Here is a 22,215-nt window from a genome sequence, read left to right as displayed (position 1 = left end):
CGCGTTTCGCCGCCATCGGAGCCCATGCCCATGCCGTTCGACATCGACATCCCGTCACAGGAGTTGCAGGCGCTCTACGACGCGCTGCCGGACGTGGTGTTCTTCATCAAGGACGCTCAAGGCCGCTACACCCATTGCAATCTCACCCTGATGCGCCGGCTGGGTCGCAAACAGCGCGCCGACGTGCTGGGCAGGACCACCGTGGAAGTGTTCCCGCAACGCTTCGGCGACAGCTACCAGCAGCAGGATCTGCGCGTGCTGCGCGGCGAGATCATCGAGAACCAGCTGGAAGTCCACCTGTTCCCCAATCGCATGCCGGGCTGGGCGCTCACTTTCAAGCGCCCGGTGTTGCAGGCCGGCGCGGTGGTCGGGCTGATCGGCATCTCGCGCGATCTCGGCCAACCGGACAATCGCCATTCCACCTTTCCGCGGCTGATGAAGGTGGTGGACCACATGCAGGAACACCATGGCGAGAATGTCCGCATCACCGCCTTGGCGGACCTCGCGGGCCTGTCGGTCGCGCAACTGGAAAGACACTTCCGCCGCGTCTTCCAGCTCACCCCGCAGCAGATGCTGACCAAGCTGCGCATCGAGACCGCGATGCGCCTGCTGCAGGACGATGCCAGCATCGCCTGCATCGGCCAGGCCTGCGGCTTCGCCGACCAGAGCGCGTTCACCCGCCAGTTCAAGGCCACCGTGGGCATGACCCCGCGCGACTATCGCGCGCTTGGCCGGCATCCGCGCGCGGTGCCGGTCGCCAGCGTCTGATTGATTCCGTGCGGGGCCAGGCGGGTTACTGGTCGTCCTCCGCGCCCAGATCCAGTTGCGTGGCGGACAGGCCGGTGGCGGCACCCCAGCAATAAGCCAGCAGGGCGACCACCGCCACCGCAGTGGCATCCCAGGGATGGACGAGCAGGCCGCGGCCGCCGAACGAGCCCAGGTACGACACGCCGATCATCATCAGGTAGAACCCGATCAGCCACAGCGAGGAATGGATCTGCGCGCGCAGCGGCAGCCGTCCCGCCGGCATCAGCCGCGCGCAGGCCAGGTAGATCAGGTAGAGCAGCACCTGCAGGCCCAGCAACCAGGACACGGTGGACCAGCCGGACCAGTAGACGATCAGCGAGGCCACCACGAACGCGAGCGGTCCAAGCACGTCCAGCGCCTTCACCCGGAACGGCCGATCCAGCGCGGGCGCGCTGCGGCGCAGCGCGGCGGCGGTGACCGGTGCGACGGCGTAGCTCATCATCAACGCGGCGGACACCACGTTGATCATCGCTTCCCACGACGGAAACGGCAGCGTCCAGAACACCGAGAGCGCGAAGGTCAGCCACAGGGCCGGACGCGGGATGCCGGATGACACGCCGACCCGGGTGAACAACCGGAAGAACGTACCGGTCCGCGCCCAGCCATAGATCACCCGCGGGGTGGCGTTCATGTAGATGTTGCCGGTACCGCTGGGGGAAACGATGGCATCGGACACGACCAGCACCGCCAGCCAACCGGCGCCCAATGCCAGCGCGATGTCGCGGTACGGCAGCGAGTACTCGCCACCGACCGGCCCCCAGCCCTGCGTCAATGCCGATGCCGGCACGCTGCCCAGGAACACCACCTGCAGCAGCACGTAGATCAGCGTGGACAACACCACCGACAGCAGCAGCGCGATCGGAATGGTCCGCTGCGGATTCCGCACCTCGCTGGCCACGGAAATGATCGGGGTCAGGCCCAGGTAGGCGAAGATGATGCCGCCGCCGGATACCGCCGCCCCCACGCCGGCCATGCCGAATGGCGCGAAGCCGTGGTCGGACAGGTTGGCCGGCTGGAAATGCAACGCGAGCACGCCGATCACCAGCATCGGCACCACGAACTTGAACGCACTGACGATGTTGTTCGCCAGTGCGAACGTCCGGATGCTGAAGTAGTTCAACAGAAAGAACAGGCACAGCAGCAGGAACTGCACGATCCAGCCGGCCAGGCTGGCATCACCGGAACCGGGCTTGTTCATCCACGGAAACCAGGCCGCCGCGTACTGCCGCGCCGCCACCACTTCGATGGCGATCAGGCTGGAGAACGCGATCAGCGTGATCAGCCCCATCAGGTAACCCAGCAACGGGCCGTGCGAGAAGGTGGGATAACGGATGATTCCGCCCGCGCGTGGCAACGCGGCGCCCAGTTCGCAGTAGATCAGGCCGAGCAGGAGCACCGCCACGCCACCGATCAGCCAGGAGAGAATTCCCGCGGGACCGGCGATCGATGCCACGTGGCTGGCCGCGAACAGCCAGCCGGATCCGAAGATGGCCCCGAGCCCGATCAGGGTCAGATCCGCCACGGAAAGACTTCGTTTGAACTTGCCCTGCTGCATGCCATCCCCCCCCGGGTAGCCCGTTGCCTTGTCGCGCTTCACCCGCGACTCCTTCGGGATCCGCAGGCGATTCGTCTGGTCATGCCGCATCCGGTGCATCCGGTCGTGCGCGGCAGTCGATGGAGTCTGGAAAGGTTTTTTGTCCGGGTCTTGGCGGATTCCACCGGTCCTGGCGGTGAAGTGGGCACAAACGCGCCTCTACTTTTCCCGTTTTGCCGGGATCGGGGGTTGGCATCAAACATGTCATTTGCACGCCGCGGTGAAGGTGTTGCACACCTGTCGTTCCGGCGTCGCTCACCCCGGCTCTCCGGCATCCGCATGACGTGCCGTCGTTGTGCGGTTTTCCGCATCCCTCCGCGCCATCAACGCCTAGAACGCGGCCGGCTCTCGCACCTAATGTGAAAAATGACACGTAAGCCCTGGGAGGGGCGAACGAGGTTCGCCGGCATCCGGCCAAAACATCATCGGGGAGAGGGAATGAAGACGCATTCAGAACGGCTGCGGCCGACGATCCTGTGTCATGCGCTCGCGCTGGCGCTGGCGGCGGGCGCACCGGGGACGCTGTTCGCACAGCAGGTCGACGGCGGAACACCGCAGGCCACGGCATCGACCGACCAGGACGAAGACACCACGGAACAATCGGCCAATGGCCAGACCAGGACGCTCGAACAGGTCACCGTCACGGGTTCCCGCATCAAGCGCGCCGAAGTCGAAGGACCGGCGCCGGTGACGGTGATCACCGCCGACGATATCGAAAAGCAGGGCTTCAAGACCGTCTTCGACGCGCTCAATACGCTCACCCAGGCCAACGGCACGGTGGTCAACGAATCCACCCTGGCCAGCCAGTCGATCTTCGCGCCCAACGCCAACATCATCAATCTGCGTGGCCTGGGACCGGGCCGCTCGCTGGTGCTGATCAACGGACGCCGCGTCGCCGAGTATCCGCTTCCGTATGGCGGCCAGAGCAACTTCGTCAACCTGGGTGCGATTCCCAGCAGCGCGGTCGAGCGCATCGAGGTGCTGTCCGGCGGCGCTTCGGCGATCTATGGTTCCGATGCGGTGGCCGGGGTGATGAACATCGTCACCAAGAAGAACTACGAGGGGCTGGAAGCCAAGCTCTACGGGAGCACCACCACACGCGGTGGCGGCGACACCGGCAACCTGCAGATCGTGGGTGGAAAGTCCGGTGACCGCTGGAGCCTGACCTACGCGATGGAATACATGAACCGCGAGGCCATCTTCACCCGCCAGCGCGATTTCATGGATTCGATGCGGGACAGCCCGATCGCCAGCGGTCGCACGCCCTGGGCCAACCTGTACCTGTACGACTTCGACGCGCCCGGCTATGTCAGCGAGATCGCCGACGCCTGCGACCGCTTCTTCGGCCATAGCGTGGTCTACACGACCGCGTCTGGCAGCCGTTGCGCGCAGTACGATCGCCTGGCCGATTCCACCATCCGCAGTTCCGACGACAACCTGTCGCTGTATGGTTCGGGTGTGTTTGACATCAGCGGGAACACCCAGCTGTTCATGGACGCGATGTGGTGGAAGTCCAAGGCGCGCTATTCCACCGGCACCCAGTGGTGGTCGCCCTACAACGAGGAAACCGGCTACTACTACTACGACGTCGGCCGCGGCGCGCTGATGGACGCGCTGCGCGTTTTCCAGCCGGAGGAAACCGGCCGCGACGGCCTGATGACCGACAACGTGGAGGAATCCTGGAGCGTCACCACCGGCATCCGCGGCAGCCTGTTCGACAATCGCTTCGACTACGAGCTTTCCTACAGCCACGCCGAGTACGAGACCGACACCCGCACCCCGCGCCTGATCGCCAGCAAGGTCGCCGACTACTTCCTTGGCCCGCGCCTGGGCAACGATCCGGTCTACGACTACTACCCGGCCTACCGTCTGGACTACGATCGCTTCACCACCCCGCTGACGCCGTCGCAGTTCGCGGCAATGTCGGCGACCATCCGTCCACGCGGCTACTCCGAGGCCAGCCAGTTCCAGGCCACCCTGAGCGGCGATCTGTTCGAACTTCCGGCCGGCCCGGTGGGCATGGCCTCGGTGCTGGAGTGGGGTTCGCAGAAGTACAAGCTCGTCGCCGACCCGCGCACCCTGCCCAACGCCGACCCCGCCGAAGAGGCCTACAACTGGAACGATACCGGCGGCCGCGGCGCACGTGACCGCTACGCGCTGGGCCTGGAGTTCAGCGTGCCGATCTTCAGCACCCTGAAGGCACAGCTGGCGGCCCGCTACGACAAGTACGACGACATCACCGAGGTGGACGGCGCGGTCACCTGGAACGCCGGCCTGGAGTGGCGTCCGGTCGACAGCCTGCTGCTGCGCGGCAGCTACGCCACCAGCTTCCGCGCACCGGACATGCACTACGTGTTCGCCGAGCCCTCCGGCTACTACATCCAGATCTTCGACGAGTACCGCTGTCGCGCCGAGAACAACAACGACGTGCTGGCCGCGGCATGCCGCGACAACAGCAACACCGACTACTACTACTACACCGAGGGCGGACGGCGCGGAAACCGCCTGCTGGAGGAAGAAACCTCGAAGTCGTGGACCGCCGGTTTCGTCTGGGACATCCTGGACGGCTTGTCGGTGCAGGCCGACTACTACAGCATCCAGCTCGACCAGGGCGTCAACGACCTGTCCAACGGTTACGTGCTCAAGCGTGAAGCCGATTGCCGGCTGGGCGTGGATCGCAGCGGCAATCCGGTCGACACCAACTCGCTGCTCTGCCAGACCGCGCTGGATTTCGTCCAGCGCCGGCCCTCGCCGACCGATCCGGACGGCACCGCGGTGACCCTGCTGACGGTCGGGCCGATCAACACCGCCACCGAGAAGACCACCGGCATCGACGCCACCGTCCGCTACCGTTGGGACACCGATCGCCTGGGCCGTTTCAACGTCCTGCTTGGCTGGTCGCACACGCTCAGCTACGAGTTCACCCAGTACGCGGAAGACGGCGTCCTCTACGACCGCGACAACCGTTCCTACAACTGGAACGCCCGCAGCCGCGCCAACCTGTCGGTGAACTGGAATCGCGGCGACTGGGGAGCGAACGTCTACGGATCACGCATGGGCTCCATCCCCAGCTACGACCTGGACCGCCGCATCGCGCCCTACCTGCTGTGGAATGCCAATCTGTCGAAGAAGATCACCGACAAGATGTCGGTGACCCTGTTCGTCAACAACGTGTTCGACAAGATCCATCCGCGCGACGACAGCTACGCCGACTACCCGTACTTCTACTGGACCTACAGCCCGATCGGGCGGGAGATCGGCGCGCAGCTGGCTTACCGGTTCCAGTAATCGGTGTTCCCCGGGGGCCGGCAGCCGGCCGGCCCCTTCTTTTTTGGCTCCAGAGAAAATCGAATGAAAGATACCCTTCGCCCGCGTGCCGCCCCCCGCCGATTGCGCGCGGCGCTGATCGTGCTGGCCCTGCTCTCGCCATTCGCCGCCTCGGCCGGTGATGCCGCTCCCGGCGATGCGGACTACCAGCGCTCGCTGCACCTGGGGCAGGAATGGATGTACCTGACCCGCGACCTGCCCTTCGCGGCCAAGGCCACCCACGATGGCCGCTTCTACTACCGCAAGACCGTGCCCGGCGGTTTCAGCTACCTGATCCTGGACCCGAAGGACCCGCGCAAGCGCCCGGCCTTCGACCAGGCACGCCTGGCCGCGGCGCTGGGCAAGGCCACCGGCGAACACTACGAGCCATTGCGTTTGCCGTTCCGCGATTTCGAATTCGCCGACGAAGGTCGCGCCATCAAGATGAAGATCGGCCTGGCCGAGCCGCGGCCATGGCGTTGCGAACTGAAGGACTACACCTGCGCGCGCGACGACGGCACGCCCAGCCGCCCGCGTGGCTGGGGCGTCGTGCGGGACATGACCCAGCCCGCCGACAACGCACCGCGCCGCTCACCCGACGGCAAGTGGGAAGTTTTCGCGCAGGGCCACGATCTGGTCATCCGCGCGGCGGGTTCACTGGCGCAGCCCGAACCGCTCACCCGCGACGGCCGCGCCGACGCCTTCTACGATCCCGAATCAATCGCGTGGTCGCCCGATTCGCGCCGCCTGGCAGCCTATCGGGTCAAGCCGGGCACCGACCGCCGCGTCACCCGGGTCGAATCCACCCCGCGCACCCAGATCCAGCCGCTGGTCCACACCCAGTTGTATCCCAAGCCGGGCGACGAGGTGGACATCGAACGGCCGGTGCTGATCGATATCGAATCGCGCACGGTGCGGGTCATCGACGACGCGCTGTTCCCCAACCCGCTGCAGCTGTGGGAGATCCAGTGGCGCAAGGACGGGGCGAGCTTCGCGTTCGAGTACATCCAGCGCGGTTTCAAGCAGGTCCGCGTGATTGCCGTCGATGCCGCCAGCGGCCAGGCGCGGGCGGCGGTCAGCGAGGACAGCCCGACCTTCGTCAACGCCTGGAATCTCTACCGCCACGACGTCGGCAAGGACGGCAACGAGGTGCTGTGGATCTCCGAACGCGACGGCTGGCGCCACCTGTACCTGTTCGACGGTGCCAGCGGCCAGGTCAAGCGCCAGATCACGCGCGGCGAATGGGTGGTGCGCGACGTGGTGAAGGTCGATGACGACAAGCGCCAGATCTGGTTCACCGCCGGCGGCATGGATGCGGGCAAGGACCCGTATCTCCAGCACTACTTCCGGGTCGACTTCGACGGCGGCAATCTCACCCGCCTGACCCAGGCCGACGCCTGGCACGACGTCGCCTTCTCCAGCGACATGGCCTATTACCTCGATACCTATTCGCGGGTGGATCTGCCGCCGGTCTCGGAACTGCGCCGCGCCGATGGCAGCCTGGTGTCGGTGCTCGAACGTGCCGACGTCGGCGCGCTGCGCGCGGCGGGTTGGAAGCCGCCACAGATCTTCGCGGCCAAGGGCCGCGACGGCGCCACCGACATCTGGGGCATCGCGGTACGTCCGCGCGATCACGACCCGTCGAAGCACTATCCGGTCATCGAGTCGATCTACGCCGGGCCACACGGCGCGTTCGTGCCCAAGCGCTTCTGGCCGTTCGACATGGATTCGGGCAGCGACAGCCTGGTGCGGATGCAGGCGCTGGCGGACCTGGGCTTCATCGTGGTGCGCATCGACGGCATGGGCACCACCGGCCGCTCCAAGGCCTTCCACGACGTGGCCTGGCAGAACCTGCAGGATGCGGGTTTCCCGGACCGCATCGCCTGGCACCGCGCGATGGCCGCGAAGGATCCGTCCTATGACATCAACCGGGTCGGCATCCACGGCATGTCGGCGGGCGGGCAGAACACCCTGCACGCGCTGCTCTTCCATCCGGAGTTCTACAAGGCCGGCGTGGCCAGCAACGGCTGCTACGACAATCGCATGGACAAGCTGTGGTGGAACGAGCAGTGGCTGGGCTGGCCGGTCAACGCCAGCTACTCGGCCGCGTCGGGCGTGGAACACGCCGGCAAACTGCGCGGCGACCTGCTGCTGATCGTGGGCGAACAGGATGCCAACGTGGATCCCGCCTCGACCTTGCAGGTGGCCGACGCGCTGATCCGCGCCGACAAGGACTTCGAGCTGTTGATGATGCCCGGCGCCGGCCATGCCGTCGGTCGCTGGGCCGAACCGTTCGACTACGTGCAGCGCCGGCACTACGACTTCTTCATCCGCCATCTGCAGGACCGGGCCACGCCACGCTGGAACGCGGCGCCCGCATCGCCCTGATCCGTCATGGCCGGGAACCTTCGCGAAGGTTCCCGGCGATTTCATCCCGCGGGGTCGAGACGGGCGGCAATCACCTCGAATTCGCGCACGATGAAATCGATCAGCGCGCGCAGGCGCGGGGTATCGCGCATGTCGGCGTGATAGCCCACGCGCACCGCACGCACGGACCTCGCTTCCGCCACCGGCATCCGGTGCAGCCCGGCTTCGCGATCGCCCAGCAGGCACGGTAGCACCGCCATCGCGATTCCTTCCCGCGCCACCGCCAGGTGCGTGCGCAGGCCATTGCCGTGCAGGACCGTGCGGGCGCGATGGGCCACGCCGCGCAGGCCGCTCTCATGCGGCACGTCGCCCGCCGCCCGATCCAGCAGCACCACCTGGTGGCCGGCCATGCCATCCGCGGGATCCGGCGTTCCATGGCGTTGCAGGTAATCGGTGGACGCGTACAGCGCATAGGCCACGTTGCCGACCGGGCGGTCGACCAGGTTGTCCTGGGCAAAGGCGCCGAACCGGAACGCCAGATCGGCCTCGCGCCGGGCCAGGTTGAACACGCGCGTGTCGTTGACCAGCTCGATCAACACGCCCGGATGGCGGCTGGCGAAACGCGCCAGCATCGGCGCGATGACCTCGTCGCCCAACCAGTCCAGGCTGGTCACCAGGATCTCGCCGCTCAGGCCGGTGTCGCGCGCGGCGACCTGGCGCTGGATGGCCTGCGCGCCCGCCTCCATTCGCTCCAGCCCGTCGAGCAGCGAATGCGCGAGCGGCGTCGGCCGCATCCCACCGGCCTCGCGTTCAAACAGTTGGGCGCCCAGCCGCCGTTCCAGCGCGTCCAGCCGACGGCCGATGGTCGGCTGGGTGGTGCCCATCGCCCGCGCCGCCGCGCTCAGGCTACCGCCGCGCACGATCGCCAGCACCGTTTCCAGATCATCCCAGTCGATCGACATGTCCAGCTTCACCTATGCATTCGTGCAGGGGGGCCATACCCGGGCGTGGCTGTGTCCGTGGCGATCACGCGCCTAGACTTCCGATCCCACACCCTCATCGCGGCAGCGCGTCGTGTCCACGGCGCCGGTCCGTCCAGCTCATGGTACGACTCGATCATCTCATCCTGCGCGTCCGCAGCGCCCCGGCCTCCGTGCGTTTCTATGCCGCGGTGCTGGGCTTCACACATGAGGGACGGCAGGGCCCCTTCGAGGTGCTGCGCATCGCGCCCGGAAGCGTCATCGATCTGCTGGAAGCCGAACCGCGCGACGAAGCGCATCTCGCCTTCCACATGGATCGCGCTCGGTTCAGCCGGATCCGCGAACGGCTGCTCGCGGCGGGCATTCCATTCGGCGGCGATCCCTTTTCGCGCGATGGCCTGATCCGCCCGCAGTTCGGCGCCGGCGGTTGGGCTGACGCGCTGTACTTCCATGACCCGGACCACCACAACCTGGAGATCAGGACCGATGACGAACGCTGACGCCGCCGGCGCCTCCGGCCATCCCATGATCCCGCGCTTCGACGACCTGGCCGGCCGTGTCGCATTGGTCACGGGCGGTTCGCGCGGCATCGGCGCGGCCACCTGCCTGGCGCTGGCGCGCAGCGGCGTGCGGGTGGCCATCAACGGTCGCGATCCCGACGCGATCGCGGCCAGCGTGGCGGCGGTACACGCGGTCGGGGGCGACGCCATCGCGGCGCCGGCCGACTGCGCCGATCTGGCCCAGGTCGAACGCATGCGCCAGCGTATCGGCGAGCATTGGGGCGCGGTGGATCTGGTGCTTGCCTTCGCCGGCGGCGGCACGGGCCGGCCGGTTCCGTTGCAGGACATCAGCGAACAGGACTGGCGCTCCAGCCTGGACAACAACCTGACCTCGACCTTCTTCACCCTGCGGACCTTCTTGCCGGATCTGCTGGAACGAGGGCGCGGCGCGATCCTGACCATGGCCTCGGCCGGTGCGCGCATGGCGTCGGGCGCGCCGGCCGGCTACGGCGCGGCCAAGGCCGGCGTGATCATGCTGACCCGGCACCTGGCCCAGGAAGTCGGACCGCGCGGCATCCGGGTCAACTGCATCTCGCCCTCGGCGGTGCTGACCGAGCGCACCCGCGCGCATCTGCCGCCGGAACGCCAGGCGCAGATGCTGGCGGGATTTCCGCTGGGCCGCCTGGGCACGCCGGAGGATATCGCGGCGGCGTCCTTGTTCCTGCTCAGCGAGGCGTCGTCCTGGATCACCGGCGTGGTGCTGGATGTCGCCGGCGGCCGGATCATGCTGTGATCCGATTCCGTACGTTCCCCGTTGACGCCATGAACGAGACCGACGCCTACCTGCAACGCCACTACTGGACCGCCGATCGGCTCGCCACCGCATGCGGCCTCGAGATCGTCCAGCTGGACACCCTGCTGGCGCACGGACTGGTGCCGGCGCCGTCCTACGTGGTCGGTGCCGACGGCAGCCTGCAATCCGCCGCGTTCGGGGATTTCCCGGAGGCCGGCGCGACACCGGGGCGCTACTTCCATCCGGACACCGTAGCCTGGGTGGCGAGGGCGCACGAGGCCATCGCGCAGGAGGGTCCCGATGCCGCGCGGGCCACGCTGGAGCGACGATTCCGGCACAACTTCGCCATCGCGCTGGCCGATCTGGATCGCAGCCTCGTGCGGCTGCCCGACAGCTTCGACAACCAGGGCGCGCCGCTCGCCGCCTGCCTGGATGCGCGCACGGCCGATGCCTGGGACGCGTTCGGCCAGGGCATCTTTGGCCTGTGCGTGGCTAGTCCGGCGACCGAGCAGGCCATCGCGACCAAGGAAATCCTGCAGGAGGCGCTGACCGCGTTGCGCGAACGGCACCTCCAGCGCGCCTTCGCCGCGGACATCGATGGGGCCGCCACGCGTGCCCTGATCGCACGCTACGCACGCGCCGCCATGCCATTCTCCCCGCTCGAGTACCCGCGCAGCAGCCGCAAGCGCCTGGTCGAAGACTTCGCCGCCGCTCTCGATGCGGCGGCGTCACGGCCTGAGAGCTCGGCGCCGCATCTGCCGGGCAGCCCTGCCGCCACCTGAATCATTCGCCGGCATTGCGTCTTCCGGCCATTGCCGGGCTTGCCCCGACCCACTAGGGTCGTGCAGCCGGACCGCAACGCCCGGCTCCTCAACCGCGTTCCGCGGCACCCATGGCAGGCACGGGAAGGTGGCAGATGGTGAATGCGTTTCTGTTGGTGGCGCTGGCCGCGACCGCGTCGGCGCGGAGTGACACCCTCTCCGGCCTGTGCTCACCGGCGCGTGAGGGCGTCGCGGTCGATTTGACCGGGACCAGCTACCGACCCGAGCAGTCTTACGCACCAGCCGAAACGGTCGCCGAGGTGGATGCGCGCCAGTCGATGCTGCTGCTGGCGGACGGACGCTTCCTGCTGCGCACGTCAAGCCTTTACCCGGGCGACATCGAGTTCCGTTTCCGCACGGTCGGCGACCGTACCGGCGAAAGCACCATCGACGAACTGGGTTGGCGCGAAGGCGACGTGCTGCAGCGGGACGATGCGGCGACCAGCGCGCGCGATCTCGCCGAACTGCGCATGCTCGTTCCCGCGCTGCTGGCCTGCGATGCGCTCGAGCGGGGTGCACCCAGGACCGGCGTGGACGATGGCGCACTCGCTTTCAAGGACGGCGCGGGCCGCGAAGTGACGCTCACTTTCGGGGCCGATGGCGAACTGGCCGGCGCGCGCCTGGGCGAAACCAGCTACCGCTACGAGAACTGGCATGTGCGGGAGGGCCAACGCTTGCCCGGACGCATCGTGGTCCTGCGCGGCAGCCGCGAAACAACGCGCTGGACCCGTATCCATGCGCGCCCGGCCCGGCCTGGCGACGAGGCGCTGCTGTCGCTTCCCGAAGGTTATCGCGCCGCGGATCCGGCGGGTCCACTGCGCGCCACCACGCTGGGCGAAGGCGCGTATCGCATCGATGGCGCGCCGTCCGGTTATCACACCGGCTTCGTCGTCGGCGAGCGCGGCGTGATGCTGTTCGATGCGCCGGTCGACGTCGAGGAAGCCCGACAGGTCCGCGCCCGGATCGAGGCCATCGCCGGACGGCCGGTCACCCACGTGGTGATCTCGCATGTCCACGGCGATCACGTCGCCGGGCTGCCGGCCTACCGCGATGCCGAGGTCCTGGTCGGAGCTGGCGGCGCCGCCGCGCTGCGCCGCCAACTGGATGAATCGCTGCCATCGCGCGTACGGGAAGTGGATACCGGGGAGGAAGTGGATCTGGGTGGCCGGCGAGTCCGCATTCTTCCCCTCGCCAGCGCGCACTCGCCGACCATGCTGGTCGGCTTCGACGCGCGCTCGGGAACGTTGTTCCAGGGCGATCTGTTCTACATCCCCGAACGCGGCGCGGTGCCGGCCGGGTTCGCCACCGGCCGCGAACTCATCGCGTTGATCGATGCCGCAAGCCTGCCGGTGCATGCCATCGTCGGCGTGCATGGTCGCACCGGCACACCACGGGATCTGCACGACGCCGTGGCCCGCATCGCCAATCCCGCCGATCGCGGCTGCGTGGGCGAACAGATGACCCGGCCGGATCGCTGCGCGCCAGGCGCGCAATCCAACACCACCCGGTAGAGCGGAGCTCGGTCCGCTGCTTTCCCCCGTCGCTGGAATCCCCACAGCCGGGCGAACCCGGCTCTACGGGTGTCCGGCGGGCGCATTGCCAATGCTCAATCCAGCTTCACCACCAGCTTGCCGAAGTTGCGTCCCTTGAGCAGGCCGAAGAAGGCTTCGGGCGCGTTCTCCAGGCCTTCCACGATGTCCTCGCGATACTGGATGCGGCCGTCCGCCAGCCATTGGCCCATCTCTTCCAGAAAGCGGGGAAACAACTCGATGAAATCCCGCTGGATGAAGCCGCGCACGCTCAGGCGCTGGCGCAGGACCTGGCTGAAGAATCCGGGCAGGCGATCCGGCCCCGGCAGTACCTGGCCGCGTGCGTTGTAGGTGGCAATCGTGCCGCAGACCGGAATGCGGGCGAAGTCGTTGAGCAGGGGAACGACCGCGTCGAACACTTTTCCGCCCACGTTCTCGAAATACACGTCGATGCCGTCCGGTACCGCTGCCCGCAACTGTTCGGAAAAGTCATCCGCGCGATGATCCAGCGCGACGTCGAAACCGATCGTCTCCAGGTACCGTCGCTTGGCTTCACCGCCGGCGATGCCCACGGTGCGCGCACCCCGCATCTTGGCAATCTGGCCTACCGTGGCGCCGACCGGGCCACTGGCGGCGGCGACCACCAGCGTTTCCCCCGGCTGCGGCTTGCCAATCTCGTGCAGGCCGGCATAGGCGGTGAAACCCGGCATTCCGTACACGCCCAGCGCGGTGCTGAGCGGCAGCGCCATGCCATCGAGCCTGCGCGTGATCGCGTCGCCATCGACGATCGCGAAAGTCTGCCATCCGCCCGTGGCCACGACCTGATCACCCACCGCGAATCCGGGGTGGCGGGACGCCAGCACTTCGCCCACCGTGCGCCCTTCCATGACCTCGTCGATGGCGACCGGCGGCGAATAGGAACGCCCGGCGTCCATGCGTCCGCGCATGTACGGATCCAGTGACAGATAGCGGTTGCGCAGCAGCACCTGGCCCGGGCCGGGCGCGGGCACCGGCCCACGTTCAAGCCGGAAGTGGGACGCATCGGGTTCGCCATTGGGGCGCGCCGCCAGGACGATGCGGGTATTGATGGGATCACTCATTCGCGGGAGCCGGGTTCACGGGGGACGGACAGCATCGCACCCGCCTGACCCGTCACGACCAGAAGATCATCGAAATCTGTGTTCCATCGGAAGCGATGAACCATCGGCGGATGTCAACGGCGCCAGCCGGGAGTCGCGCAATGCCGCCGCCAACCGCATTATCGTCCGGACACCACCAGTCTGCCCGCGTCCAGCCGTTCGATCACCGCCTCCAGCGGCGCCGGCCTGGCCACGTAGAATCCCTGCACGTAGTCACAGGCGTTGTCGCGCAGCCAGTCGTACTCTCCCTTTTCCTCGACGCCCTCGGCAATGGTGCGCAGGCCCAGGCCGCGTCCGAGCGCGATGAGCGCGCGACAGATGGAGGCGTTCTTCTCGTCGCGATGCACGCCGATCACGAAACTGCGGTCGATCTTCAGATAGTCCAGCGGCAGGTCGCGCAGATAGGCCATGCTGGAAAAACCGGTGCCGAAATCATCGATGGAGACGCAGACACCTTCGCGCTGGAGTTCCTCCAGCGAGGAGCGCACCGTCTCGCGGCTCTTGAGCATCGCCGTTTCGGTCAGCTCGACATGCAACGCACCTCTCGGCAATCCATGCCTGCGCAGCACCTGGCGGAGCGTGGCCGGCACGGTGCCCTGCAGGAACTGCACGGCCGAAACGTTGACGGCGATGGCGATGTCGCCCCGGCCCACCGCGGCCAGGCGCGCGCCCGCCCGGGCCGCGTGATCCAGCACCCATTCACCGATCGGCACGATCAGCCCGGATTCCTCGGCCAGCGGCACGAAATGGCCCGGCGGCACGTACGACCCGTCGGACTGGCGCCAGCGCAGCAACGCTTCCAAGGCCACCACCCCGCCGGTGGTCAGGCAGGTGACGGGCTGGAAGAACAGCTCGAATTCGTTGTCCGCGATCGCGCGACGCAGCCGCGACAAGGTATCCAGGCGCTCGGCCGCCTGTTCGGTCATTTCCAGCCGGAACTCGGTCGCGGCCCCGCTCTCGTTGCGCGAGTGCAGCGCCGCCAGTGCGGCATGGTCGACCACCTGTTCCGCCGCACCGGGCACCACGCCCGGCGAATGGGCCACGCCGATCCAGGCTTCCACCCGGTGGCTGCCACCTTCGAACTCGACCGGTTCGGACAGCGCCCTGACCATGTCGGCGACCAACCGCTCGGTCTGGCGCGCGTCACGGGCGACGAGGACGAACGAATCCGAGGGCAGGTACGCCGCCGGTCCGTACGCGCTGGCCACCCCGGACAGCCGTCGCGATATTTCCGCCAGGATCGCCTCGCCCATCCGCCGGCCCAAGGTCGGCGAAACAACCTCCAGATCCCGCAGTTGGAGGTAGGCCGCGCCATAAGGCGTGTGCCAGTTCCGCGAACGCGCATCCACCTGCTCGATCAGCGCGCGCAGTTTCAGCAGGCCCGTGCTTTCGTCATGGGTCGCGCGCCACGCCAGATCCTCCTCGTAGGCCACGCGCTCGCTGACGTCCTCGGCCAGCACCAGTCGCGCAGGCCGCCCGTCGAACTGGATGCTGCTGCTGTGCACGCGCACATACATGGGGCGTCCATCGCGGTTGTAATGGATCCAGACGCTCTCCGACTCGCGTGGCTCGGCGGAATCGCCCACCGATTCGAGCACGTCCGCCTGGTCCTCGGGCGATCGGATCTGGAGGATGGTCATGCCGAGGAATTCCTCGCGCGAATAGCCGTACTTGCGGATGGCCGCCTCGTTGACCGCCAGGAACCGCAGTGATTCCAGATCGAACACCCAGAACGGCAGCGGATTCAGATCGAACAGCTCGCGGAACTGCATTTCCGCGCGCTCGATCTGGGCCTGATTCTCGCGCCGTTCGGTGATGTCCACGATGGTGCCGGTCATGAGCGGCTTGCCGGCCTCCCCTTCCACCCGAGCGCCGCGGGCGCTGATCCAGCGGATCCTCCGGTCCGGAAGGACGACCCGGTATTCGGAATGGAACGCCTGCCCGCTGGACAGCGATTCCGCGAATTCACGGCTGACCCGTTCCCGATCCTCGTCGTGCATGCGCTCGAAAAAATCCTCCAGCGCAATCAGGTCCGGCTTCTTGTCGAATCCGAACAGCGCGGCCGCCTGCGCGGAGGCGCGGACTTTCTCCTGCTCCAGTTCCAGCGCCCAGACACCCGCGCGCGAAGCCTCCTGGGCCTTCGCCAGCCAGTCGGCATGCCGCACCAGTTCCCCCTGCGTGGCCAGGCGCGCGGTTTCCGAGGACAGCAATCGCCTGACCAGGTAGGCCGCGCCCAGCCAGTAGAAGACCAGCAGCAACGACGCGCTGATCACGTAGTTCCACCACGGCGCCAGCACTTCCCGTTCGGCGATGCCGACCGCGACCACGAACGGATAGCCGCTGGTGGAGGTGAAGCTGGCATAGCGCCTGACGCGGTCGATGGGGCTGACCCGCCTGACCTGCGTGGTTCCTCCGGCCGCGAGTTCGACGGGGATGTCCATCCGCTTGCCGACATGGCCAGCCTCGCCCTGACGCGCCAACAGGTATCCACCGCGATCCAGGATGGCCGCGCTTCCGAGCTGGCCGATATCCAGCCCTTCCAGCAGGCGCTGCAGTTCGCCGGTCCGCAACCGCGCCACCAGCCAGTTGCCATCGGGCGTGCGCAACGCCAGCGGGACCACCGGTTGGCTGTGGCCCTGTATCCGCAAACTGCCGACCCTGAGATCTTCCTGGCCTGGCGGTGGCTGGAAGTCCGTCCGCGAGGAGTACTCGCTGACCCCGCGCCGTATCGGCTTTCCCTCGCGATCGTAGAGGTCGATGTCCTGGAGTTCGGCGTTCCTGGAAATCACGCTGCGGATGGCCGAGGAGATATCCCAGTTACTCTGCGACGGATAGTCGCGGACGTAGCCGTCGGCGTCACCCGCCATGCCGCGCAGGGCGCGTTCCAGGTGGCGGATTTCGTAGTGGAGCAGGCGGTCGACGCCCACCGCGACCGCCAGGCTGTGGCGCGTGGCGGCTTCGACCCGCGTGCCTCGGTCATGCACGATCGCCGCCAGCAGCGCGGCGGAGAGCGCCAGGCCCACCAGCATGCCGAACCGCCGGAATGCCGGCAGGGAGCGGGCCGATGTGGCGAATCCGGGGGGATTCATGTCCTTTGAATCGTCAGTCATGGCGGGGAGGAGCGATCAGGACGACCTTCGTTTCCACGGTGGAGGATTTTTACGTTACCGAGTGCGCGCAGGTGTTTTTGTGATGAATGTCGTCACTCGCCGTTGACCCGCAAGCGCGAGCCGGCGGCGGGTTCCGGACAGGTATCCCGTTGTCGCAAGCCGCCCGCCAACGGTGCGAACAAGGCGGGACATTCCGGGCGAACTCAGGCACCGGGCGCTTCCGCGCCCAGCACGCTCACCCGGTACTGGTCGCGGCCTCCCTCCTTCGCCTCGTACAGTGCGTCGTCCGCGGCCACCAGCAGATCCTCCTGGGCCTCCACTTCGCGGGCGAAGGCGGCGCCGATGCTGGTGGATATCTGCAAGGCCAGCCCCTCCAGCTGCAGCGGCTCGCGGACGCTGGCGATGATCTTCTCGGCGACCACCTTGACCATCACCGGATGGGTGATGTGTTCGAGCAGGATGACGAACTCGTCACCGCCCAGACGCACCACCAGATCCGTCGCGCGTACGCAGGACACCAACCGGCGCGCGAATTCGCGGATGACCTTGTCGCCGACTGCATGACCGTGCGTGTCGTTGATGCACTTGAAGTGGTCGATGTCCAGGTACATCAGTGCCAATGCCTCGCCGCTGCGCTCGATGCGCAGCAGCGCCAGCGACAGCCGCTCCTCCAGTTGCCGGCGGTTGGGCACGCCGGTCAGCGCATCCACCCGGCTCAGCCGCTCCAGTTCGCGACGACTGGCTTCCAGTGCTTCTTCCGCCGCCACCCGCCGGCTGATGTCGCGCCCGGACAGGATCAGATCGTTCTCCGCCGGATCGTTCTCCTTGGGGATGGGCCGCATCACCACCTCCATCCACAGGTAGTGCCCGTCGCGGTGGCGGACCCGGTACTTGAGCGTCTGCGGCTGGCCGGAAGCAAGCACCTCGTCCATCGCCACCCGTTGCCGGCCCTGGTCGTCGGGATGCACCAGGCTCCAGCGCAGGCCCAGCATTTCCGCCGGCCTCCAGCCCAGGATGTCCTCGGAGGCGGGAGACACGTACACGCGCTCGCCATCCGGCCGCAACCGCACCACCAAATCCCCGGAGTAGTCGGCCAGCAGGCGGTAGCGGTGTTCGTTCTCGCGCACCCTGGAAGTCAGCTTGTCACGCTCGGCCATGCCCAGCACCACCGGAATCGTGATGAGGCAGCCACCGGCCAGGTACAACTGCAGCAGCGCGATGCGCCCGGCGTCGCCCAGATCCTCCGGTCCCCACAGCGGACCACTGCCCTGGGCGGTGAGGGCGCCGCCGATCACGCCCAGCAGGATCACGCCCGCCGCCACGCCGGGGAAACGATGCCGGAACGCGGCCAGCAAGAGTGGCGGATAAGTCAGGAACAGCACCGGGTACGAGGTGCTGAACACCAGCCCGCCCACCGCGGCAATCAGCGCCATGCTGATCACGAAGCTGCGCCGCTTGCCGCGCGGCGCGATGGCCCGCCAGCCTTCCACGTGCAGGACCAGGGTAGTGGTGGCGAAGATCACCATGCCCACCACGTGCGCGGCATACCAGCCCAGGAATGCCCGCAGGAAACTGGATGGCACCGAAGCTTCCGCCATCCATGCCGCCAGCACGCCGGACAGCGCGCAGCCGGCCAGGGTGCTGGCCGTGGCGACGCCGCCCAGGGTCAGCCACCGCTGCGGATCGCCCACGTTGGGCACCATCCGGCGCACCGACCACGCGACCGTCAGCACCTCGATCAGGTGGCAGGTCGCCAGGAAGGCCGCCGCTGCCGGCGGTACGCCGGCCAGCCACTGGCCCAGCAGGTCCGCCGCGATGCCGACGCCTAGATAGGTCGGCCAAGTGCGCGTCTGGCGCGCCAGCAGCCAACCGGTGAGGATGCCGCTGGATATCCAGACGGCGGCCAACTCGTCCGCGCCCTTCCCCCATTTCAGGGAAAGCCACGCCGTCGCTCCGACCAGCAGGGCCAGCGCGATCCCGTCCGACCACCGATTGATCTGCTTCCCAGCGCCCACCGCGCCCCCTCGCCACACCCGGCCGGACACCAGCCTGGCCTGCCTCCCGTCATCGACGTGTCGATGACCCCGCGCCAGTGTATCCACGCCGGCGCCGGGCGATCACGGGCCGCGTACATCGCCGGGCGGGTTCAACGCTTCCTCGACGCCGTCGTCGGCGCCACGCGCGGCCATCAGGCATTCGCCTCGTCCACCGGTTCCGGCCGACCTCCGGGAGAACCTGCGGACGCGATGCTCAGACGACTCCGTACCGCTTCAGCAGCGCCTGCTCGTCACCCGACACCCAGCCGAAGACCTTGGCCTCGCCCTGCCGGACCTGGACCAGGTAATGCACCTCGAAATCGATCGCCGTTTCGGCAAGATCGGCACGGGCATAGACCGCCGTCCACGCCACGCTGGCCGTGCAGTGAAGCCCGTCGATGGGCGCGATGCGGATATCCCGTATCCGCATCTGCCGGGTACCGATGTCCCGATAGTGCGCATATCCCCGGGCCATGACGTCCCTGAGTTGCTGATCGTTCCTGCCCGACATCACCCCGGCAGGCGAGGCGGCGATGAAGTCCGAGGCATACAGGGATGCGACCTCGTCCATGTCCGCCTCGCCCGCCAGCGCTTGCCGGAACAGCCGCTCGTACCGTTCAAACAATTTTCTTGTTTCCGTTTCCATGAAGGCGCTCCAGAAAGGCCGCGGGCAATGACCGCGTTCCGGCGAGGGTGCGTGCCGCCCCCATTCTGCCTCCCCGGAACGGCGGCAAGCCTGTGAATGCCCCACTCCTGCCGTCGCGTCCGCTGGCGCAGGCGCTTGGGATCCGGCACCACGGATGGACCTGAGCCCATCCGCATGCGGCGGGCGTTGCTTTTCACGAACCGACCACGCTGGCGGCCGCAGGCTCGCCTGGCACCGTGCCGTGCCCCCGGAGATTCCGCCATGATGCGTCGTGGTTCGTTTGCAGGACTCCTGCTTGCCGTGTTGTCCGGGATGGCGGCGATCACCGGATCCGGCCAGGCGCGCGCGGCCACGATCACGGTGGGCAATTGCAATGACACTGGCCCCGGCAGCCTGCGCGCGGCAGTGGGTTCCGCCGCCAGCGGTGACATCATCGACCTGCGCGGCCTGGCCTGCTCGCGCATCGTGCTCGGTGGCAGCCTGTACTTCGGGCAGGCGGATCTGACCTTCAAGGGCCCTGGACGCGCGCGGCTGTCCATCGATGGCAACTGGTACGGCAACCGGGCCATCGAACACTGGGGGCGCGGGACGCTGCGCATCGAGGATCTTTCCATCGAGAATTCACGCGACGAGCTCGGCGGCTCGCACGACATGGGCGGCTGCATCAAGTCGCTGGGCAGCATCGAGATCGTGCGTTCCCGCGTGCATCACTGCCTGCTGGTCGTCCGCGATGACATCTACTGGACCGAGGAAGGCCGTGGCGGCGCGATCTACGCTTTCGGCAACGTGCTCATCGATCGCAGCATCGTGTCCGATGCCCACGTGACGACCTTCGGCTATGGCGGTGCGGTCAACGCGGGCGGCACGGTGACGGTCCTGGACAGCCAGATCCGCGACAGTTCGGCGTACTACGGCGGCGGCATCGCCGCGAACGACCTGACCCTGCGGCGTTCGGTCGTGAGCGGGAACCGGGCACGGGTCGGCGGCGGATTGAACATCGATGGCGCCGCGCTGATCGAGGACTCCACGATTTCCGGCAATGCCGCCTCCGAGCCGCAGCATCCTGCCCGCGACGAGGCCCTGGCCGGGGGAGGGATCAACGCCTATTCCGGTCCCGTCATCGTCAACAGCACCGTCAGCGGCAACACCGCCGAATACTGGGCGGCGATGCTTCTGCAGGGCGGCGGGGCAAGGATCCTCAACAGCACCATCGTCTTCAACGAGAACACCCTGGATTGCAGGGGCGCGCTGCGGTCGGTCCTGGAACTCGACCTGGAAAGCACCGTGGTCGCACGCAACACCTGCCTCGGCGCGCCATCCATCGACGTCTCCGTCTACGTCGATGGCGTCGTGGGCGGCCACAACCTGATCCCGTCGTCGCAGGCCTCGTTGCCGGCCGACACCCTCCAGGCCGATCCGCTGCTCTCGCCGCTGGCGGATCACGGCGGCCCGTCGCCCACCCACCTGCTCCTGCGCGGCAGCCCGGCCATCGATCGTGGCAGCAACCTGCTCGATCTCCGCCACGACCAGCGTGGGCGTCCGTTCGCGCGCGTGCGCGGCAACGCGCCGGACATCGGCGCGACCGAGAGCAGGTACCGCGCGGAGTGATCCCTGCAGGCCGGATGCCATCCGGCCGGCGGGATCCGTCCTTCAGGCATCCGCATCGGCGTGGGCGGACAGGAGCGCGAAGCAGCGGAGTCCACATGCGAACCACCACCGTCCAGGTCGACGCGATGACGCTCGCGGCCACCCTTGCCGGCGATGACCGGCTGCCACCGCTGCTGTTGCTGCATGGATGGCCCCATTGCCGCCACCTCTACGTCCCGGTAATCGACGCATTGGGCGGGCACGCGTTCGCGATGGCCCTCGATCTGCCGGAAATAGGCGAATCGCGCGGGCCGCCGCCCTCTTCCGGCAAGGCGGCCCTGGCCGACGTGGCGATCACGGCGGCCGAACGACTGGGGGGATCGCGCCCCGTCGTGGCCGGCATCGACGTCGGCGGAATGATTGCCTACGCGGCGGCCCGTTACCACGGCGGCCGCATTGCCGGAGCGATGGTGATGAACACGGCGGTGCCGGGACTCGATCCGTGGGATGAGGTGATGGCGAATCCGGCCATCTGGCATTTCGCTTTCCATCGTGTGCCGTCCCTTCCCGAAGCGCTGGTGGCGGGCCGGCAGCGTGCCTACTTCGATTACTTCATCGATGCCCTGTCACGCGACAGGCAGGCGATTGGAAGCGATGTGCGCCGACGGTTCGCCGAAGCCTACCGGCGACCGGAAGCCCTGCGCGCCGGATTCGAGTGGTACCGGGCCATGCCCGAGGACGCGAAGCGGAACCGGGAATGCGTGCCCTTCGATACGCCCCTGGCCTACGTTCGTGGCGATGCGGACCCCGCCGACCTGCAGGAGTACCTGGCTGGACTGCGCGCCGGCGGCGCGGTCAATCCCGCCGGAAGCCTGATCCCGCGATCCGGGGAACTTCTGCCGCTGGAGAATCCCTCGGCATTCGTCGCCACGGTGCTGGCGTTCATGCGGCGGGCAAACGCGTCGGGCCACTGACCGCGCGGCTAGCCGGGCGCACCGCC

15 protein-coding genes are annotated in these 22,215 nt (G+C 67.7%); 9 read left to right on the top strand and 6 right to left on the bottom strand.

Translation table 11 applies throughout. The features are described 5' to 3' along the window. Positions 1-30 precede the first annotated feature (30 nt). Complete coding sequence (locus tag FG323_RS14010; protein ID WP_141455273.1) at positions 31-768, top strand: AraC family transcriptional regulator; 738 nt, start codon at positions 31-33, stop codon at positions 766-768. A gap of 25 nt (positions 769-793) precedes the next feature. Here the strand turns inward: FG323_RS14010 and FG323_RS14005 are convergent, their stop codons facing one another. Next, positions 794-2,362: an APC family permease gene (locus FG323_RS14005; RefSeq protein WP_141455342.1), complete on the bottom strand. Its 1,569-nt coding sequence runs from the start codon at positions 2,360-2,362 to the stop codon at positions 794-796. Positions 2,363-2,839: 477 nt separating this feature from the next. Between FG323_RS14005 and FG323_RS14000 the strand changes: the two genes are divergently transcribed. Beyond that, on the top strand, positions 2,840-5,689 hold the full coding sequence (locus tag FG323_RS14000) for a TonB-dependent receptor (protein ID WP_181444237.1): 2,850 nt from the start codon (positions 2,840-2,842) through the stop codon (positions 5,687-5,689). Between the two features lie 216 nt (positions 5,690-5,905). Then, positions 5,906-8,095: a S9 family peptidase gene (locus FG323_RS13995; RefSeq protein ID WP_255470191.1), complete on the top strand. Its 2,190-nt coding sequence runs from the start codon at positions 5,906-5,908 to the stop codon at positions 8,093-8,095. A gap of 41 nt (positions 8,096-8,136) precedes the next feature. Here FG323_RS13995 and FG323_RS13990 read toward each other — a convergent pair whose 3' ends face one another. Then, the gene (locus FG323_RS13990; protein ID WP_141455270.1) at positions 8,137-9,036 is read right to left on the bottom strand and encodes a LysR family transcriptional regulator; all 900 of its coding nucleotides are present in this window, start codon (positions 9,034-9,036) and stop codon (positions 8,137-8,139) included. A gap of 140 nt (positions 9,037-9,176) precedes the next feature. On the opposite strand from FG323_RS13990, the gene FG323_RS13985 reads away from it, so the two are divergent. From FG323_RS13985 to FG323_RS13970, 4 genes are all read left to right on the top strand, one after another. Beyond that, a complete protein-coding gene (locus tag FG323_RS13985) occupies positions 9,177-9,554 on the top strand; it encodes a VOC family protein (RefSeq protein WP_141455269.1) in 378 nt (125 codons plus the stop codon). Then, positions 9,541-10,347: an SDR family NAD(P)-dependent oxidoreductase gene (locus FG323_RS13980; protein ID WP_220094165.1), complete on the top strand. Its 807-nt coding sequence runs from the start codon at positions 9,541-9,543 to the stop codon at positions 10,345-10,347. The genes FG323_RS13985 and FG323_RS13980 overlap by 14 nt, the downstream gene beginning before the upstream one ends. A gap of 29 nt (positions 10,348-10,376) precedes the next feature. Next, entirely contained in the window at positions 10,377-11,129 is a 753-nt protein-coding gene (locus FG323_RS13975; RefSeq protein WP_141455268.1) for a DUF6058 family natural product biosynthesis protein, read from the top strand. Between the two features lie 134 nt (positions 11,130-11,263). Then, the gene (locus FG323_RS13970; RefSeq protein ID WP_181444236.1) at positions 11,264-12,679 is read left to right on the top strand and encodes an MBL fold metallo-hydrolase; all 1,416 of its coding nucleotides are present in this window, start codon (positions 11,264-11,266) and stop codon (positions 12,677-12,679) included. A 95-nt stretch (positions 12,680-12,774) separates the two neighbouring features. On the opposite strand, the gene FG323_RS13965 is transcribed toward FG323_RS13970, so the two are convergent. The 4 genes from FG323_RS13965 to FG323_RS13950 all read right to left on the bottom strand — a co-directional run bounded on the left by FG323_RS13965 (position 12,775) and on the right by FG323_RS13950 (position 19,628). After that, positions 12,775-13,797, bottom strand: a complete 1,023-nt coding sequence (locus tag FG323_RS13965; protein WP_141455266.1) for an NADP-dependent oxidoreductase — start codon at positions 13,795-13,797, stop codon at positions 12,775-12,777. A gap of 158 nt (positions 13,798-13,955) precedes the next feature. Further along, positions 13,956-16,925, bottom strand: a complete 2,970-nt coding sequence (locus FG323_RS13960; protein ID WP_181444235.1) for an EAL domain-containing protein — start codon at positions 16,923-16,925, stop codon at positions 13,956-13,958. A gap of 224 nt (positions 16,926-17,149) precedes the next feature. Then, on the bottom strand, positions 17,150-18,961 hold the full coding sequence (locus FG323_RS13955; RefSeq protein ID WP_181444234.1) for a sensor domain-containing diguanylate cyclase: 1,812 nt from the start codon (positions 18,959-18,961) through the stop codon (positions 17,150-17,152). Between the two features lie 235 nt (positions 18,962-19,196). After that, positions 19,197-19,628 carry a nuclear transport factor 2 family protein gene (locus tag FG323_RS13950; protein WP_141455263.1) on the bottom strand — a complete coding sequence of 144 codons (432 nt, stop codon included), beginning with the start codon at positions 19,626-19,628 and terminating at the stop codon, positions 19,197-19,199. A 261-nt stretch (positions 19,629-19,889) separates the two neighbouring features. On the opposite strand from FG323_RS13950, the gene FG323_RS13945 reads away from it, so the two are divergent. Both FG323_RS13945 and FG323_RS13940 read left to right on the top strand, forming a co-directional pair. Continuing rightward, positions 19,890-21,236, top strand: a complete 1,347-nt coding sequence (locus FG323_RS13945; RefSeq protein ID WP_141455262.1) for a choice-of-anchor Q domain-containing protein — start codon at positions 19,890-19,892, stop codon at positions 21,234-21,236. Between the two features lie 95 nt (positions 21,237-21,331). Continuing rightward, complete coding sequence (locus FG323_RS13940; protein ID WP_141455261.1) at positions 21,332-22,189, top strand: alpha/beta hydrolase; 858 nt, start codon at positions 21,332-21,334, stop codon at positions 22,187-22,189. Positions 22,190-22,215: the final 26 nt, after the last annotated feature.

It is taken from the genome of Pseudoxanthomonas sp. z9 (assembly GCF_006542425.1).
Classification (GTDB): Bacteria; Pseudomonadota; Gammaproteobacteria; order Xanthomonadales; family Xanthomonadaceae; genus Pseudoxanthomonas_A.
Note: the sequence above shows the minus strand (reverse complement) of the source record. Positions and strands in the feature narration are given on the sequence as shown.

Bases quoted from the DNA above. Each gene is read 5' to 3' on its own strand.
- FG323_RS13985 (WP_141455269.1), top strand. From the start codon at position 9,177: ATGGTACGACTCGATCATCTCATCCTGCGCGTCCGCAGCGCCCCGGCC.
- FG323_RS14000 (WP_181444237.1), top strand. From the start codon at position 2,840: ATGAAGACGCATTCAGAACGGCTGCGGCCGACGATCCTGTGTCATGCG.
- FG323_RS13965 (WP_141455266.1), bottom strand. From the start codon at position 13,797: ATGAGTGATCCCATCAATACCCGCATCGTCCTGGCGGCGCGCCCCAAT.
- FG323_RS13970 (WP_181444236.1), top strand. From the start codon at position 11,264: ATGGTGAATGCGTTTCTGTTGGTGGCGCTGGCCGCGACCGCGTCGGCG.
- FG323_RS13975 (WP_141455268.1), top strand. From the start codon at position 10,377: ATGAACGAGACCGACGCCTACCTGCAACGCCACTACTGGACCGCCGAT.
- FG323_RS13940 (WP_141455261.1), top strand. From the start codon at position 21,332: ATGCGAACCACCACCGTCCAGGTCGACGCGATGACGCTCGCGGCCACC.
- FG323_RS13990 (WP_141455270.1), bottom strand. From the start codon at position 9,036: ATGTCGATCGACTGGGATGATCTGGAAACGGTGCTGGCGATCGTGCGC.
- FG323_RS13960 (WP_181444235.1), bottom strand. From the start codon at position 16,925: ATGAATCCCCCCGGATTCGCCACATCGGCCCGCTCCCTGCCGGCATTC.
- FG323_RS14010 (WP_141455273.1), top strand. From the start codon at position 31: ATGCCGTTCGACATCGACATCCCGTCACAGGAGTTGCAGGCGCTCTAC.
- FG323_RS14005 (WP_141455342.1), bottom strand. From the start codon at position 2,362: ATGCAGCAGGGCAAGTTCAAACGAAGTCTTTCCGTGGCGGATCTGACC.
- FG323_RS13980 (WP_220094165.1), top strand. From the start codon at position 9,541: ATGACGAACGCTGACGCCGCCGGCGCCTCCGGCCATCCCATGATCCCG.
- FG323_RS13995 (WP_255470191.1), top strand. From the start codon at position 5,906: ATGTACCTGACCCGCGACCTGCCCTTCGCGGCCAAGGCCACCCACGAT.
- FG323_RS13945 (WP_141455262.1), top strand. From the start codon at position 19,890: ATGATGCGTCGTGGTTCGTTTGCAGGACTCCTGCTTGCCGTGTTGTCC.
- FG323_RS13950 (WP_141455263.1), bottom strand. From the start codon at position 19,628: ATGGAAACGGAAACAAGAAAATTGTTTGAACGGTACGAGCGGCTGTTC.